At 72.5% G+C, this 14,566-nt stretch carries 17 protein-coding genes; 11 read left to right on the top strand and 6 right to left on the bottom strand.

Features of this window, described 5'->3' with window-relative positions:
* Positions 1–38 precede the first annotated feature (38 nt).
* Entirely contained in the window at positions 39–722 is a 684-nt protein-coding gene (locus ACI2K4_RS05940; RefSeq protein WP_404509212.1) for a thymidine kinase, read from the top strand.
* 27 nt (positions 723–749) lie between these two features.
* On the opposite strand, the gene ACI2K4_RS05945 is transcribed toward ACI2K4_RS05940, so the two are convergent.
* Positions 750–1,205 (bottom strand): hypothetical protein, encoded by a 456-nt coding sequence (locus ACI2K4_RS05945; RefSeq protein WP_404509094.1) that lies wholly within the window; start codon positions 1,203–1,205, stop codon positions 750–752.
* 62 nt (positions 1,206–1,267) lie between these two features.
* On the opposite strand from ACI2K4_RS05945, the gene ACI2K4_RS05950 reads away from it, so the two are divergent.
* The 3 genes from ACI2K4_RS05950 (at position 1,268) to ACI2K4_RS05960 (ending at position 4,844) form a co-directional block, all read left to right on the top strand.
* Complete coding sequence (locus ACI2K4_RS05950; protein ID WP_404509213.1) at positions 1,268–1,645, top strand: GntR family transcriptional regulator; 378 nt, start codon at positions 1,268–1,270, stop codon at positions 1,643–1,645.
* Positions 1,646–1,763: 118 nt separating this feature from the next.
* Positions 1,764–3,473, top strand: a complete 1,710-nt coding sequence (locus ACI2K4_RS05955; protein WP_404509096.1) for an acyl-CoA dehydrogenase family protein — start codon at positions 1,764–1,766, stop codon at positions 3,471–3,473.
* Between the two features lie 168 nt (positions 3,474–3,641).
* On the top strand, positions 3,642–4,844 hold the full coding sequence (locus ACI2K4_RS05960) for a PQQ-binding-like beta-propeller repeat protein (protein WP_404509097.1): 1,203 nt from the start codon (positions 3,642–3,644) through the stop codon (positions 4,842–4,844).
* Between the two features lie 10 nt (positions 4,845–4,854).
* Here ACI2K4_RS05960 and ACI2K4_RS05965 read toward each other — a convergent pair whose 3' ends face one another.
* Both ACI2K4_RS05965 and soxR read right to left on the bottom strand, forming a co-directional pair.
* Positions 4,855–5,859 carry a tyrosine-type recombinase/integrase gene (locus tag ACI2K4_RS05965; protein ID WP_404509098.1) on the bottom strand — a complete coding sequence of 335 codons (1,005 nt, stop codon included), beginning with the start codon at positions 5,857–5,859 and terminating at the stop codon, positions 4,855–4,857.
* 92 nt (positions 5,860–5,951) lie between these two features.
* Positions 5,952–6,575 carry a redox-sensitive transcriptional activator SoxR gene (soxR, locus tag ACI2K4_RS05970; protein WP_404509099.1) on the bottom strand — a complete coding sequence of 208 codons (624 nt, stop codon included), beginning with the start codon at positions 6,573–6,575 and terminating at the stop codon, positions 5,952–5,954.
* A gap of 123 nt (positions 6,576–6,698) precedes the next feature.
* Between soxR and ACI2K4_RS05975 the strand changes: the two genes are divergently transcribed.
* Both ACI2K4_RS05975 and ACI2K4_RS05980 read left to right on the top strand, forming a co-directional pair.
* Complete coding sequence (locus ACI2K4_RS05975) at positions 6,699–7,307, top strand: NADPH-dependent FMN reductase (RefSeq protein ID WP_404509100.1); 609 nt, start codon at positions 6,699–6,701, stop codon at positions 7,305–7,307.
* A 102-nt stretch (positions 7,308–7,409) separates the two neighbouring features.
* A complete protein-coding gene (locus tag ACI2K4_RS05980) occupies positions 7,410–7,919 on the top strand; it encodes an ArsR/SmtB family transcription factor (RefSeq protein WP_404509101.1) in 510 nt (169 codons plus the stop codon).
* 87 nt (positions 7,920–8,006) lie between these two features.
* Here ACI2K4_RS05980 and ACI2K4_RS05985 read toward each other — a convergent pair whose 3' ends face one another.
* The gene (locus ACI2K4_RS05985; protein ID WP_404509103.1) at positions 8,007–9,173 is read right to left on the bottom strand and encodes a serine hydrolase domain-containing protein; all 1,167 of its coding nucleotides are present in this window, start codon (positions 9,171–9,173) and stop codon (positions 8,007–8,009) included.
* Positions 9,174–9,335: 162 nt separating this feature from the next.
* Between ACI2K4_RS05985 and ACI2K4_RS05990 the strand changes: the two genes are divergently transcribed.
* From ACI2K4_RS05990 to ACI2K4_RS06000, 3 genes are all read left to right on the top strand, one after another.
* On the top strand, positions 9,336–10,112 hold the full coding sequence (locus tag ACI2K4_RS05990; protein WP_404509105.1) for a MerR family transcriptional regulator: 777 nt from the start codon (positions 9,336–9,338) through the stop codon (positions 10,110–10,112).
* A gap of 160 nt (positions 10,113–10,272) precedes the next feature.
* A complete protein-coding gene (locus ACI2K4_RS05995) occupies positions 10,273–10,494 on the top strand; it encodes a hypothetical protein (protein WP_404509106.1) in 222 nt (73 codons plus the stop codon).
* A 60-nt stretch (positions 10,495–10,554) separates the two neighbouring features.
* A complete protein-coding gene (locus ACI2K4_RS06000) occupies positions 10,555–10,902 on the top strand; it encodes a DUF1330 domain-containing protein (RefSeq protein WP_404509107.1) in 348 nt (115 codons plus the stop codon).
* 32 nt (positions 10,903–10,934) lie between these two features.
* Here the strand turns inward: ACI2K4_RS06000 and ACI2K4_RS06005 are convergent, their stop codons facing one another.
* A complete protein-coding gene (locus ACI2K4_RS06005) occupies positions 10,935–11,813 on the bottom strand; it encodes a dihydrodipicolinate synthase family protein (RefSeq protein ID WP_404509109.1) in 879 nt (292 codons plus the stop codon).
* Between the two features lie 71 nt (positions 11,814–11,884).
* Between ACI2K4_RS06005 and ACI2K4_RS06010 the strand changes: the two genes are divergently transcribed.
* Together ACI2K4_RS06010 and ACI2K4_RS06015 are read left to right on the top strand one after the other, a co-directional pair.
* Entirely contained in the window at positions 11,885–12,826 is a 942-nt protein-coding gene (locus ACI2K4_RS06010; protein ID WP_404509110.1) for a LysR family transcriptional regulator, read from the top strand.
* A 100-nt stretch (positions 12,827–12,926) separates the two neighbouring features.
* Positions 12,927–13,889 (top strand): TIGR01777 family oxidoreductase, encoded by a 963-nt coding sequence (locus ACI2K4_RS06015; protein WP_404509111.1) that lies wholly within the window; start codon positions 12,927–12,929, stop codon positions 13,887–13,889.
* A gap of 20 nt (positions 13,890–13,909) precedes the next feature.
* Here ACI2K4_RS06015 and ACI2K4_RS06020 read toward each other — a convergent pair whose 3' ends face one another.
* The gene (locus ACI2K4_RS06020; RefSeq protein ID WP_404509112.1) at positions 13,910–14,518 is read right to left on the bottom strand and encodes a class I SAM-dependent methyltransferase; all 609 of its coding nucleotides are present in this window, start codon (positions 14,516–14,518) and stop codon (positions 13,910–13,912) included.
* Between the last annotated feature and the right edge of the window lie 48 nt (positions 14,519–14,566).

Here is a 14,566-nt window from a genome sequence, read left to right on the forward strand (position 1 = left end):
CGACCGTGACCGACGACGTTGCTGCCACCCACGCCTGCTTGGCGCACCCGCCACACCGCGGGTCCGAGGCCGACCAGACCTACGCGGCCCGGTCGGCCGGCGACGGTCGGCCGCTGCACGCCGCGGCGTTGAAGTTCTTCTGGGGACCGATGGACTGTGGCAAGTCGACCATGGCCCTGCAGATGAACTACAACCACGCCCGGCAGGGCCGGGGCGGGTTGGTCACCACCCGGATCGACCGTTCGCTCGGCCCCCAGGTGACCACCCGCATCGGCCTGGCGCACGAGGCGATCGAGGTCGTCGACGACCTGGACCTGCGGGCCCTGGTACGTGGACGCCGCGCCGAGGGGCTGCGGGTCGACTACCTGATCTGCGACGAGGCGTGTTTCTACACCGTCGAGCACGTCGAGCAGATGGCCGAACTCGTCGACGACTACGACGTTGACGTGTTCGCGTTCGGGCTCGCCACCGACTTCCGGTCGGAGCTGTTCCCGGCGGCGCGGCGGCTGTTCGAACTCGCCGACGAGGTCACCCGGATCCAGGTCGAGGTGCTCTGCTGGTGCGGCCGGGAAGGACTGCTCAACGCCCGGGTGGTCGACGGTGTGGTCGCCCGGGAGGGCCAACAGGTGGTCATCGGCGACACCGTGGTCAGCGCCGACGTGCGCTACCAGGTGCTCTGCCGGCGGCACTACCGCAGCGGCAACCTCGGCCCGCGAAGCTGACCGCCGGCGGCCCCCGGACCGGGCGGTTCAGAACGGGTCGCCGCAGACCCGCCACCCGTCGTCGCCCCGGACCACCGGCACCTTGTGCTCGTCGACCGCGCCCGCCTGCCGGGCCAGCGCCACCGTCACCTCGGCCGACTGCCGCCCCCGCTTGCTGGAGATCTTCACGTCCCCGACCGTGTAGCCGGTGACGCTCGACGGGGTCTGCGCCCGTAACGCGAACCGGGGCAGGGTCCACCTCTCCCGGGTGGCCGGGCAGAGCCGCCCGTACGCGCCCGCGTGGTCACCGGCGCTGACCCGGTCGAGGAAGGTCTCGGTCGCCTTGCGCGCCGGGCCGGTGGCGAGCCGGATCGACTGGTAGTTCCAGGCGCCGAGCCCGGCCGCGCCGACACAGCAGACGAAGAGGGTCACCGCGACCACGAACAGCGTCCGACGCAGGGCCCGTCCCGGCCGGGCCCGCGACCTCGCGACCTCGTACGCCATGCCTACCGACGGTAGAGACCTCCCCCGCCCGGCGCAGGCACTCCCGTTGCTACCCTCGGTGAATCGCCTTCATCGAACTGGACCCGCACTCGCCGGTCCCACCGTACGAGCAGGTCCGGGCGGGGATCGCCGCCCGCGCCGGGACGGGTGAGCTGACCGCCGGCACCCGGCTGCCGACCGTGCGCCACCTGGCCGAGGAACTGGGGCTGGCGGTCAACACCGTCGCCCGCGCCTACCGCGAGCTGGAACAGGCCGGGCTGGTCGAGACCCGGGGGCGGCACGGCACCGTCGTGACCGCCCGGGCGGCCCGGGTGCCGGCCGAGGCGCAACGGCTCGCCCAGCGCTACGCACGGGACGCCCACCGGTTGGGCATCCCGCCGGACCAGGCGTTGGCGCTGGTCGCGGCCGCGCTACAGGCACCGGTCGAGAGTCACCCGTAGCGGTAGCGCAACCGTCCGGTAATAGATTGTCGACAATCCGTGGCCTGTCGCCACCGTCGACGCGTGGTCTACGGTCAGCGCATCCCGCCCCCACCCCCGAACGGCGCAGGAGCAGACGATGGCCCGCTACGTGCAGCCGGTGACCGCACCCGCAGACCCCTACACCGACGACCGGCTACTGCGTTCCTGGCTGGACCGGCAACTCGGCCCGGCCGGACACGCCGCCGCGAAGGACCGACTCGCCGCGCTCGCCGCCGATGTCACCGGGCCGCTGCGCGCCGCCCACGACGACGCCGAGACACACCCGCCGACCCTGGTCCGGTACAGCCCGTGGGGAGCCCGGATCGACCGGATCGACACCTGCGCCGGTTGGCAGACCCAACGTGCCGCCGCCGCCCGGCACGCCGTGGTGGCCCTGCCGTACCAGGAACGGGCCCGGGCCGAGTGGGGTGCGGCGGCCCGGGTGGTCCAGCACGCGCTGCTGCACCTGTACGGCCCCGAGTCGGCGACCTTCTCCTGCCCGGTGGCGATGAGCGACGGCGCGGCGGCGCTGCTCACCCGGCCCGAGGTCGACCCGACCGTACGGGACACCTGGCTGCCCCGGCTCGTCTCGACCGACCCGGACACGGCGGTCACCAGCGGCCAGTGGATGACCGAGTCGCAGGGCGGCTCCGACCTGTCCCGCTCGTCGACGACCGCCCGCCCCGCCGGGGACGGCTCCTGGCGGCTCTCCGGCGAGAAGTGGTTCTGCTCGGCCGCCGACTCGGCGGTGGCGATCGCCCTGGCCCGTCCGCAGGGGTCGGCGCAACGCGGCAGCCGGGTGCTCGCCCCGTTCCTGGTGCCGCGTTACGCCGCCGACTCGCCGCTGGCCGCCCCCGGGGTCGACCCGACCACCGCCGCGCCGGGGGTGCGGGTGCACCGGCTCAAGGACAAGCTCGGCACCCGGGCGCTGCCGACCGCCGAGGTCGGGCTGACCGAGGCGTACGCGCTGCCGCTGGGCGACCCGAACCGACCCGGCCTGACCCGGGCGATGACCCTGGTGGTGGTGACCCGGCTGCACAACGCCGCCGCCGCGGCGGCCGGCATGCGACGGGGCCTGGCCTACGCCCGCGCGTACGCCGACACCCGCCAGGTCGCCGGTGGACTGCTCGCCACCTCACCACTGCACCGGGCCACGCTCGGCACCCTGGCGGTCGACGCGGCCGGCGCGTTCGCCCTGGCCGGGCACGCGTTCTTCCTGCTCGGCCGGGTCGAGGTCGGTGCCGACCCGGCCGCCGCCGCGGAGCTTCGGATCGTGGCGCCGCTGGCCAAACTCGCCACCGGCCGGCTCGCCGTCGCCGCCGCCAGCGAGTACGTCGAGAGCTTCGGCGGCGCCGGTTACGTCGAGGACACCGGTGTGCCCCGGCTGCTGCGTGACGCGCAGGTGCTGCCGATCTGGGAGGGCACCACGAACGTGCTCGCCCTCGACGTGCTGCGCGCCATCGTCCGGGACGACGCCGCCGCGCCGCTGCTGCGCCGGCTCGACCTGGCCGTCGACACCGCCCGGCGGCTGAACCCGGCGTTGGCCGACACCCTGGCCACCACCGCCCGTCGGCTGCGTACCTCGGTCGACGAGATCAGCGGCGACCCGGACGCGGTGGCCGTGGTCGCCGGTGCCCGGGAGTTCGCCCTGCGCCTGGCGTACGCGCTGGCCGCCGCCGTGCTGGTCGAGCAGGCCGCCGCCGGCGACGAACTCGCCGAGGTGGCGGCCCGGTTGTGGGTACGGCGCCGGCTGCGCGGCGAGGAGATCGCCGCCGACGCCCACCACCACCTGGACGTGCTCTGCTGAACGTCGTGTTCCGTAACGGACACGGGCGCGGGGTCGATCCGACACGCGGACCGATCGGGTGGGTCGGGGTGCGATCACACCGGTCCGACCGCTCGTGCGGCCCACCGGTGGCTACGCTCGACCGCAACGGCGGGATCCACCGGGCAGCGGCGGCGAGCGGGAGACACGATGGAGAGCCAGCCGGTGGCGGTGATCGAGCTCGGCACCGAACGTGGGGCGCCGGAACAGGACCGGCCGAGGTCCGTACGGGCCCGACGGGTGGCGGTGCGGTGGCCGGTGCTCTGCCTGACCGCGTTGCTGGTGCTGGTGGCGGTCACCGGGGCGCAGCCGCTCGGCGGTGACCTGCGCCGGCTCGGTGAGCTGGACGTACCCGCCCGCGCCACCTTCTTCCTCGCCGGTGACCTGCTGCTGGTCGCGGACCCGTCGGCCACACCGATGACCCTGACCGGGTACGACCTGCCCGGCGCCCGCCGGCTGTGGGAGGTCCCGGTCGCCGCCGCGGCGTCGTTCGCCGCCGAACGCGTCGGTGACCTGCTGCTGGTGGCGGACGTGGACTCGTTGGGCCGGCGGGTCGCGACCACCGCCCGTTCGGTGCGGACCGGGCAGGTGCGGTGGCAACGGCCTGGTCTGCTGCTCGTCGACGGCGCCACCGCCTCCGGGGTGGCGATCTCCGAGGTGCGCAGCGTGTCCGGCGCCGGTCGCCGGATCGAGGGCACCATCGAGACGGTCGACCTGTCCACCGGCCGGACCCGGTGGACGCTGGAGGTGCCGTCGACGGCCGTCGGTGAACTGGTCCCCGGTGCCCCGGGCCGGCTGCTGGTGGTGCACGACAGCAGCGTGGTCGACCTGCACGACCTGCGTACCGGCGCGGTTGTCGGCACCGGTCGGCTGCCGGCGGCGGACTACGCGCCGGACAACCCGCTGGTGGTCGACGGGACGTTGGTCCTGCGGCATCCCGGTGGCGCCGGGGAGTCGATCATCAGCGGGTACGACCTGCCCGGGTTGACCCGGCGGTGGAGCCGGTCGGGGCAGCGGATCACCGGTGGGTTGCGCGACTGCGGTGGGCTGATCTGCCTGGAGGACCGGCAGCGGACCGCGGTGCTCGACCCGGCCGACGGCGCCCAGGTGTGGACCGGGGTGCCGCGCCGTGGCTGGGGCTGGCTGCCCCGGGGCACTACCAGCGGCGCCCGGGTGTTGCTGCGTCCGACCCCGCAGCGGCCGCTGATCGCGGTGGAGCAGGGCGCGGGCGTACGCATTCTCGGTGCCCTGCCGCCCGGGGTGATGGACTGCCGGGTCGGCACCGCCGACCTGGTGTGCCGTACCGGCGAGTCCCGGTTGGGGATCTGGCGGATGAGCACGGCGGCGCGCTGACCACCCCGGGTCAGACCGGGTCCGCGGGGCGGCGCCGGGCGCGGGCCGCCCAGATCGCGTACGCCGGGTCGCGGTCGAGGTTGTGCCGGTCCCGGTCGTAGCGGCGGGTGGTACGCGGGTCGGCGTGCCCCATTGCGTCCTGGACGTCCTCGAGCGGCACACCCTCGGACCGCGCGGTGGTGGCGAAGGCGTGCCGCAGCGAGTGCGGGGAGAGTTTCGCCCAGGCCGGGATGCCGGCGAGTCGGGCGAGTCGCCGGACCAGCCGGAACACCGCGTGCCGGTCGAGGCGACCACCGGTCCCGGTGACCAGGAGCGGACCGGTGAGCTGTTCGACCGGCACCCGCTCGGCCGCCGCCCGGGACCGCAGGTACGCGTCGACCGCGTACGCGGTCCCCGGGGTCAACGCCCGGCGGCGGGCCCGCCCGCCCTTGCCGACGAAGCGGATGCTGCGGTGTCCGCGCTCGTATCCGAGGTCGCTCAGATCCAGTGAGACCAGCTCCCCCACCCGCAGACCGAGATCGGCGAGGAACGCCAGCGCGACCCGGTTACGGGCGGCGGTCGGACCGGTGTCGGCCTCGGCGGCACCCAGCAACGCGTCCACCTCGTCCGGTGTCATGCCGACGGTGGCGGAGTGGTCCCGGCTGACCCGGGGCCGGTCGGCGCCGGAGACCGGGTTCGCCTCGACCGCGCGCAACCGGGCGAGGAAGTCGTACCAGCTCGACAGCGCCGAGAGCTTACGGGCCACGGTGGCCGGGGTGAGTGCGCGGCCACTGCGCGGGTCGACGGTCGACTCCAGGTCGCGGCCGTAGGAGTTGACGTCGAGGAACGTCACCCGCAACGGGTCGAGGTCGTGACCGGTGCACCAGGACAGCCAGCCGGAGATGTCCCGCCGGTACGCCGCCCGGGTGTGTTCGGACAGTCGGCGGTTGCGCAGCCACGCCTCGGTGAAGTCGACCGGTCCGGTGGGCAGGGCGGCGTGGGTCGAGGGGCGTGGTACCGGGGCGGAACGGGGCATGTGAAAAAGTTTCTCAGCCGGTTCGCGGTAACCGTCCGAGGCGCGCCCGCCGTAATCCAGATCGGACTGACGGCGGGTCCGGCGGCCCGGGGTCAGCCGGCGACCGGGGCCGGGTCCTGACAGGTCGAGACGACCGGGGCCGGGTCTCGGCAGCTCGACCCGAGGTCGTCCGGCTGGCACGCTTCCCGCGGCTGGCAGCCCTGGTCCGGCTGGCCCGGCGCCGGCTGGCACGACCGCGCCGGGCCAGCCGGGGCGGGTGTGTGGCCGACCGGGGCCGTCGATCGCGTCCCGAGCAGCCGGCGCGGTCCGGGACCCTCGGCGCCGAGCTGGTCGTTCGGGTTGATCAGCGGGCAGCGGTCGATCGACAGGCAGCCGCAGCCGACGCAGTCGGTGAACTCGTCGCGCAACTGCTGGAGATGGCGCATCCGCTGGTCGAGCTCGTCCTGCCAGCACTGGGCCAGCCGGTGCCAGTCCTCCCTGGTGGGCGTACGGTTGCCGGGCAGCACCGCCAGCACCTCGGCGACCTTCGCCAACGGGATGCCGACCCGTTGGGCGATCCGGATCAGCGCGACCCGGCGCAGCGTGTCCCGCCGGTAACGGCGCTGGTTCCCGGCGGTACGGCGGGAGCTGATCAGGTTCTGCCGCTCGAAGAAGTGCAGGGCCGAGACGGCCACGCCGCTGCGTGCCGCCAGTTCGCCGACGGTGAGTTCGTCCACGGTCGCCCTCTCCTCTGCCGCACCGCTCTCGACACGCTTGACCTTAACAAATGTTGAGGTCCTACCGTCCATGGTGTTGTCGACCGACGACGAACAGTCACTCGCCCGGAGGAGTGCACGCCCATGGACGCCGACCCACAGACCACGACTTTCCCATCGCCCCTGCGGGTGGCGGTCATCATCGGCAGCAACCGGGAGGGGCGATTCGGACCGACCGCCGCCCGGTGGTTCGTCGCCCACGCGCAACGTCGCGGCGACCTGGCCGTGGACCTCGTCGACCTGGCCGAGACACCGCTGCCCACCGCACTCACCAGCAAGCCGCCGGCCGAGGTGGCGCGGGCGCTCGGCGGCCTGACCGGGCGACTCGACCTGGCCGACGCGTTTGTCGTGGTCACGCCGGAGTACAACCACAGCTATCCGGCGTCGCTCAAGGCCGCGATCGACTGGCACTTCACCCAGTGGCAGGCCAAGCCGGTCGGCTTTGTCTCCTACGGTGGACTCTCCGGCGGGTTGCGCGCGGTGGAGCACCTGCGGCAGGTCTTCGCCGAGTTGCACGCGGTCACGGTGCGCGAGACGGTCAGCTTCCACGGCGCGTGGGCCCGGTTCGACCAGCAGGGACAACCGAAGGACCCCGACGGCTGCGAAACCGCGGCGACCGCACTGCTGGACCAACTCGCCTGGTGGGCGGAGGCGCTGCGCGAGGCGCGCGCCCGGTCGCCGTACGGCGGCTGACCCACCACCGGTACGGGGGGTGGGCGGCAACCGGGGTCGGAGGAGCAGAACGGGGGCCGACCCCGGTTGCACGCCAGTACGTAATTACGTAACCTTAAAACCATGGATGTCGAAGAACGTCTCACGGAACTGGAACGACGCCTGGGCGCCCTCGAACGGCAGGAACCGGCACCGGACGAGCAGGCCAAGGCCACCCCCAGCGGTTTCTGGGCCCTGGAAGGGATACGTGCCCTCTTCGCCGAGCACGGCGCGGCACACGGCGGTGTCCTGTTCACCGGCACCGTCCGGCTGCCGACCGAGGAACACTACGAGTGGCAGTACGCCCGACCGACCGGCGCCCTGCTCGAGGAGGACTGGTCGGAGGCGGCCGAGTCGTTCGCCGCACTCGGCCACCCCGTACGGATGCGTCTGCTCCACGAGATCCTCACCGGCCGGCGTACGGCCGCCGAACTGGCAGCGCTGGAAGATCTCGGCACCACCGGACAGGTCTACCACCACCTGCGTCAACTGACCGCCGCCGGCTGGCTGCACACCACCGGCAAGGCCCGCTACGAGGTCCCGCCGGGCCGGGTGGTCCCACTGCTGGTGGCGCTCGCCGCGGCCCGACCGTGAACACCCCGCCCGTACCCGGGCGGAAAGCGACCGCACGCAAGCTCGGCGCGGCGGGGCGCACGAGCGCTCACGAACGCGTACGGGTGCTCAGGCGGTCGGCGCGGCCGTCCCGTCGGTTGTCGGAGCCTCGGCCTCCGGGTCGCCGAACACCTCCTCGACCAGCCGCTGCTTGACCCGTTCGAACGTCCCGGCCATGGCGGCCAGGTCGAGTTCGGCGTCGCCGGAGGTCAGTGAGCCGGTCAGGGTCCTGCTGCCGTCGGGCGTGCTGTACATCAGCGCCGCCCAGCCCCAGAGGCCGCCGTTGTGGTGAAGGACGGTGCCGCCGAACTCCGTCTCCTGCACGAACAACCCCAGGCCGTAGCGGTAGTCGCCGCTTTTCGGGTGTGGCGTACACATCTCGGCCAGCAACGGCGCCGGCAGAAGGCTGCCGCCCAGCAGCGCGGAGACGAACGTGTGGAGGTCCTCGGTGGTCGAGACCATGTCACCGGCCGCGGAGACCCAGGAGGGGTTGAAACGGGTGGTGTCGACCACCTTCCACTGTCCACCATCCCGGTACCGGTAGTAGCCGTGGGCGTGTGGTTCGGGGAGTTCCGGCGAGACACCCGGCACCACCGTGCCCGACAGGCCGAGCGGCCGCAGGATCAGCCGCCGCATCTCCTCGGCGTAGGGACGGCCGGTGATCCTCTCGACCAGCAGCTTGGCCAGCACGTAGTTGGTGTTGGAGTAACTCCAGTCGGCGCCCGGCTCGAACCGCGCCGGCTTGGACAACGCCAGCCGGACCAGTTCCTCGTCCCGGTAGGTGTGGAACCGGTTGTCCACCCACTCCTTGTCGATCGAGGGAATCCCCGGCGCGAACGTACCGTCGTCGTAGATCTCGCCGGTGAAGTTGAACAGCCCGCTGGTGTGCTGGAGCAGCATCCGTACCGTGATCCGCGGGTCCAGCCGGAATCCGGGCAGGTGGTCGTTTGCCGGATCGTCCAGGCCGATCTTTCCCTCGGCCACCAGCCGCAGCACCAGGGTCGCGGTGAAGGTCTTGGTGGTGCTGCCGATCCGGAACCGTCCGTCCGTCGGCGGCTTCGCGGGCTTTCCCAGCTCACGGACCCCGGCGCTGCCGACCCACTCGCCCCGCTGGTCGTGCACACGTAGCTGCACCCCGGCGAATCCGGCATCGACGATCTCCTCGATGGCCTTGCGCAGTCGCGGGCGGTCGTGCCCGGCAGCGGTGTTCCCCGAGGTGTGGACGGATTCAGGCACGGTCGTTCCTCATTTCGTGACGGAGGCGTTGGCACGGTTCGAAGGCGCGTTGGCGGCCCTGACGACCGTCGGCCCCTTCGCGGCGGCCGTGCGATGAGCGTGCACCTTGACCTAAGGTCAAGGTCAACATTCGTTCCGACCACAGGAAGGTGCGCTGAGCCGATGTCACCCGGACTGACGATCGGTCAGGCGGCCGCGTTTGTCGGCATCACCATCAAGACCGTGCGGCACTACCACCGCCTCGGCCTGGTCGAGGAGCCGGACCGTGACGGTTCCGGCTACCGGCGTTACGGGTCGGCCGACCTGCTCCGCCTGGTCCAGGCCCGAACCCTGGCCGGGGCTGGCGTGCCGCTGGCCGAGATCGGTGACCTGCTCGACGCCGATGCCGTACGTTTCGCCACCGCCCTGGACGACGTCGACCAGCGGCTCACGAAACAGATCGAGGACCTGGTCGCGCGCCGGGACACGCTGCACCGGCTCGCCCATGGTGATCGGGTTCTCCTGCCCGACCGGGCCTGCGCGCTGTTGGACCGACTCACCGATCTCGAATTCAGTCCCGACTACGTGGCCATCCAACGGGAGGCCCTGGTGCTGACCCGGGCGTTGGTCCCGGAGATGTTCGACAGCTTCCTGACCCGGCTCGAACGTACGCTCGACGATCCCGAGCTGGTCGAGCTGACCAAACGCGGTTGCGACGCGATGTCCTGGGAGCCCGACGACCCACGGATCGAGGAACTGGCGACCGCGCTCGCCGGCAAGCTGCTCGCCGACCGCGCGCTGCTGACGATGCCGACCGGTTTTGCGCGCCACTCCGACGCCGCTTCCCGGTACGGACTGGTCAACCACCACCGGGAGGATCAGGGGCCCTCCGTCGCCCGGTTGAACGCGCTGGTCGAGGCGCACCTGCGTGCGGCCGGCATCGACGTCCCGTACCAGTGAGGACAACCGGCGGACCCGGTGCCGCAAAATGGTTTACCCAGGCATCATGGTCACCATGAACGGTGATTGGGTCACCATCGCGGCCTACGAGAACCTTCCCGGCTGTCGGCAGCCGCTGGCTACCGTCCGCGCTTGACTGCGTGACCGGGGCATCGATTGGATGCCCTTCGAGCCGAGCGAGGTCTACTCAGGTCTGGCATGCGGCATCGCCCCCGACGGTCACTGGCACGGCTGGTTCGACGTCCGGATCCGGGCTGCCGCTCTGCGCCGCCTCGGGCTGCACCCCGACCAGCCGACCGCGACGGTCACCGGGCCGACCCCGCCGGGCTGGTGGCACGCCGCCGCCGAACGCAACGCTCGGTGGAAACGCGACACTCGGTGAAACAGCGGCGATCACTATTGTTGATCCGGTGCACGGAGCCCGACCGGCCGAAAGGACACCATGCCCGCCTACGTCATAGCAAGTCTGCGAGAGGCCGCCCCGCACCCGGAGATCGCCGAGTACGTCGAGCGCATCGCCGGCACCTTCGAGCCGTACGGTGGCCGCTTCCTCGTGCACATCACGCAGCACGAGGTGAAGGAGGGCACCTGGCCCGGGAACGTCGTGATGATCGGCTTTCCCGGGATCGCCGAGGCGCGGAGCTGGTGGGACTCTCCCGCGTACCAGGAGATCGCACCGCTGCGCTCGCGGCACATCGAGGGCGACATCATCATGATCGAAGGCGTCCCCGAGGGCTACGACCCGACTGCCACCGCGAGGGCGATGCGGGAGGCTCTGCCCGCCGAGTAGGCGCAGACTCGGTTCCCCACACCCCCGACTTCTCAAAACGCGCGCTGGTCGGGTAGGTCGAGGTGCCGCAGCGCCGCCCGTACGGTCTCGGGCCCGGCCGGCAACAGCGGCGAGCGCACCCCGGCGGTCGGGATGCGACCCCGCGCGTGCAGGACCGCCTTGACGACGGTGGGGTTCGGCTCGGCGAACAACGCGCCCGACAGGGCGGCGAGGCGGTGACCGAGCGACCGGCCCCGAACGGCGTCGCCGGCCCGCCACGCTCGGACCAGTTCGACGAAGGACGCCGGGGCGACGTGCGCGGAGGCGAGGATGCCGCCGTGCGCGCCGAGCGCCAGCAGCGGCGAGACAAACGCGTCGTCGCCACCGAGCACCGCGAACCCGGCCGGTGGGTCCGCCATCAGCGCGATCGTGTCGGCGTCGACGCCACCGACGGCGTACTTGATCCCCACCACGGAGTCGACGGCGGCCAGCCGTCGGACCGTGTCGGTCGAGAGCCGCTGCCCGGTCCGGTACGGCACGTGGTAGACCACCAGCGGAACCGGACTCTTCCTCGCCAGGGCCGCGAAGTACGCCACCACCGCGGCCTCGCCCGGCCGCAGGAACGGCGGCACCAGGGTCAACGCCGCCGTCACCTCCGGCCGTCCGGCCAGTGCCGCCAGCGCCGACTCGGTGTTGGCGCCGACCAGGAGCGCGGCCGAGCGCTCCCGGCACACCCGGGCGAGCAGGTCGAGCACGGCGCGCCGCTCCCCGGGCTCCAACGACGCCGGCTCCGCCGTGGTCCCCAGCGCCACCACCCCCGACGCACCGGCCTCCAACACCTCGTACGCGACCGCCTCCAACGCGTCGAGGGCGACGGCACCGGTGGCGTCGAACGGGGTGATCAGCGGTACGTACACACCGTCAAGAGTCATGACCTCAGCCTCGGACAGCCAGACAGGTAAGGTCCAGTTCACGTTACTGAAGCAAACCGTAAGCTCCCCTTATGCTCGACGTGCGCCGCCTCCGCCTGCTCCGCGACCTGTCCCGCCTGGGCACCATCGCCGCCGTCGCCCAGGCGCACACCTACACGCCGTCGGCGGTCTCCCAACAACTCTCGGCCCTGGAACGGGAAGCGGGCGTACCACTGCTGGAACGGACCGGCCGGCGGGTCACCCTCACCGGCGCCGGCCAGGTCCTCGTGGCACACGCCGAGAAGGTCCTCACCGCCCTGGAACAGACGACCGCCGCGCTCGCCACGATCGCCACCGGCCTGTCCGGCCCGCTGCGCATCGGCGCGTTCCCGACCGCCGTCCGTACCCTCCTGCCGGCGGCGCTGGTCGAACTGGGTCGGCTCCACCCCGGGCTGGAACTGATGGTGACCGAACTGGACCCGGTCGAGGTACCGCCCGCGCTACGCGAACGACGACTCGACGTCGGGCTGCTGCACGACTACGACGTGGTGCCCGTACCACCGGACCCCGCCCTGGACACCGTGCCACTACTGGACGAGACGGTGTTCCTCGCCGTGCCCGACACCACGCCCGTCGACCGGCAGACCGACCCACTGCCGGCCGTACGCGACGCCCCCTGGATCGTGGCCAGCCCCGGCACCCTCTGCCACACCGTCACGCTGCACCTCTGCCGTAGCGCCGGCTTCAAACCCCGGACCCGGCACCAGGCCGACGACTTCACCACCGTGCTCGCCCTGGTCGCCGCCGGTCAGGGAGTCTCGCTGGTGCCCCAGCTCGCGGCCACGCGGCCACCCGACGGGGTACGACTCGTGCCCCTGCCCAGCCACCGGCGGACCCGGGTCGCGTACCGGAGGGGCGCCGGCACCCACCCCGCCGTGGCCGCGTTCGTGGCCGCGACCCACGCCTGCGCCGAGGAGTTCGCCCCGACCGGCCAACTGTCCACCGTGGCGCGTCCCGCCCCGTCGACGGTGTGACCGCCGCCGCTGCCCGGCAATTGTCCAGGGTGGATACTCCAGGCGGGTACGCGACCGGCGGGGCCGCGCGTACGCACCGACCGGGAACGGGGACGACACGATGAAGATCGTCATTCCGGGTGGCACCGGACAACTGGGGCTGCTACTCACCGACAGACTCAGCCGCGCCGGGCACGACGTGGTCATCGTCAGCCGCCGTACGGACCTGAACGTCCCCGGCGCGCGTACGGTCGCCTGGGACGGCCGCCACGCCGGGCCGTGGATGGCCGAGATCGACGGCGCCGACGCCGTGATCAACCTGGCCGGACGGAGCGTGAACTGCCGATACACCGAGGTCAACCTGAACGAGATGATGGCCTCCCGGGTCGACTCCGCCACCATCGTCGGCACGGCGATCGCCCAGGCGGCCACACCACCGAAGGTGTGGTTGCAGATGAGCACCGCCACCATCTACGCGCACAGCCACGACCGGGCCAACGACGAGACGACCGGGGTCATCGGCGGCGCCGAGCAGGAGGTGCCGGCGTACTGGGGCTTCAGCGTCGACATCGCCCGCCGGTGGGAACGGGCACAGCTCGACGCGCCGACCCCGAACACCCGGCGGGTGGCGCTGCGCACCAGCATCGTGATGGCCCCCGGCGCGGGCGGGGCGTTCGACCTGCTGTGGCGGATGACCCGCTACGGTCTCGGCGGCCCGGTCGCCGGCGGCCGGCAGTACATGTCGTGGATCCACGACGCCGACTTCGTCCGCGCTGTCGAGTTCCTGCTCACCCACGACGAACTCACCGGGCCGTTCAACCTGGCCTCACCCCGACCGCTGCCGTACCAGGAGTTCATGGCCGGGCTGCGGGCGGCGGCGGGCGTACGGGTCGGCCTGCCGGCCACCGCCTGGATGGCCGAGATCGGCGCGTGGCTGCTGCGCAGCGACACCGAACTGCTGCTCAAGAGCCGACGGGTGGTCCCGGGACGGCTGCTCGACGCGGGCTTCACGTTCGACCGTCCCGACTGGCCGCAGGCGGCCCGCGACCTGGTCGCCCGCAGCCGCACATCCCGGCCGACCTGAGCCGCCCCGCCGGGTACGCCCTACCGCGCGACCCGGCGGCAGTGCAGGCAGAGCCAGTCCCGGTGGCCGGCGACCCGACAGAGCCGACCCACCTCGAAACCGGCGTCGTCCAGCAGCGTGACCAGGTCCGGGAGCCGGTGGTAGGTGTACCAGCGTCGGTGGGTGGAGCCGTACCGATCCGCCGTCTCCCACTGCTCGCCGTCGCCCTCGGCCACACTCAGGAAGAGCGCCCCGCCCACGCGTACGACACGGGCGAACTCGGCGAGCACCACCGGGACCTCGCGGCGGGCAATGTGCAGCAACGCCGCCTGGCACCAGACGGCGTCGAGCACACCCACGCGTAGTGGTAGGTGACGCATGTCCGCCTGCGCGACCCCGGGCAGCCGGGCGGTGCGGAGCTGGCCGAGGGAGAGATCGAACCCGACCACCCGGAACCCGTGCTCGCGCAGAATCGTCATCTCCTGCCCCGGTCCGCAGCCGACGTCGGCGACGAGGCTCCCCGGCGGTACGGTCACGGCCAGCGCGCGCACGTCGTCGCGTACGTGCGGGTCGACCGACGACTTGCTGCGGGCGTACTCGGCGGTGATCGCGTCGTACGTCCGCCGTGTTTCCGACATGGGCTCCGCCATCCGACGACGCTACCCCGCGCCGACGGCCACGACGGCGGTGGGAGCCGG

It is taken from the genome of Micromonospora sp. NPDC050397 (assembly GCF_044901685.1).
Lineage (GTDB): Bacteria > Actinomycetota > Actinomycetes > Mycobacteriales > Micromonosporaceae > Micromonospora_G.

What these genes read in the sequence shown, in the direction of transcription:
- ACI2K4_RS05945 (WP_404509094.1), bottom strand. Translation starts at nt 1,205, where the DNA reads ATGGCGTACGAGGTCGCGAGGTCGCGGGCCCGGCCGGGACGGGCCCTG.
- ACI2K4_RS06005 (WP_404509109.1), bottom strand. Translation starts at nt 11,813, where the DNA reads ATGACTCTTGACGGTGTGTACGTACCGCTGATCACCCCGTTCGACGCC.
- ACI2K4_RS05965 (WP_404509098.1), bottom strand. Translation starts at nt 5,859, where the DNA reads ATGCCCCGTTCCGCCCCGGTACCACGCCCCTCGACCCACGCCGCCCTG.
- ACI2K4_RS05960 (WP_404509097.1), top strand. Translation starts at nt 3,642, where the DNA reads ATGGAGAGCCAGCCGGTGGCGGTGATCGAGCTCGGCACCGAACGTGGG.
- ACI2K4_RS05980 (WP_404509101.1), top strand. Translation starts at nt 7,410, where the DNA reads ATGGATGTCGAAGAACGTCTCACGGAACTGGAACGACGCCTGGGCGCC.
- ACI2K4_RS06010 (WP_404509110.1), top strand. Translation starts at nt 11,885, where the DNA reads ATGCTCGACGTGCGCCGCCTCCGCCTGCTCCGCGACCTGTCCCGCCTG.
- ACI2K4_RS06000 (WP_404509107.1), top strand. Translation starts at nt 10,555, where the DNA reads ATGCCCGCCTACGTCATAGCAAGTCTGCGAGAGGCCGCCCCGCACCCG.
- ACI2K4_RS06015 (WP_404509111.1), top strand. Translation starts at nt 12,927, where the DNA reads ATGAAGATCGTCATTCCGGGTGGCACCGGACAACTGGGGCTGCTACTC.
- ACI2K4_RS05955 (WP_404509096.1), top strand. Translation starts at nt 1,764, where the DNA reads ATGGCCCGCTACGTGCAGCCGGTGACCGCACCCGCAGACCCCTACACC.
- ACI2K4_RS05975 (WP_404509100.1), top strand. Translation starts at nt 6,699, where the DNA reads ATGGACGCCGACCCACAGACCACGACTTTCCCATCGCCCCTGCGGGTG.
- ACI2K4_RS06020 (WP_404509112.1), bottom strand. Translation starts at nt 14,518, where the DNA reads ATGGCGGAGCCCATGTCGGAAACACGGCGGACGTACGACGCGATCACC.
- ACI2K4_RS05990 (WP_404509105.1), top strand. Translation starts at nt 9,336, where the DNA reads ATGTCACCCGGACTGACGATCGGTCAGGCGGCCGCGTTTGTCGGCATC.
- ACI2K4_RS05995 (WP_404509106.1), top strand. Translation starts at nt 10,273, where the DNA reads ATGCCCTTCGAGCCGAGCGAGGTCTACTCAGGTCTGGCATGCGGCATC.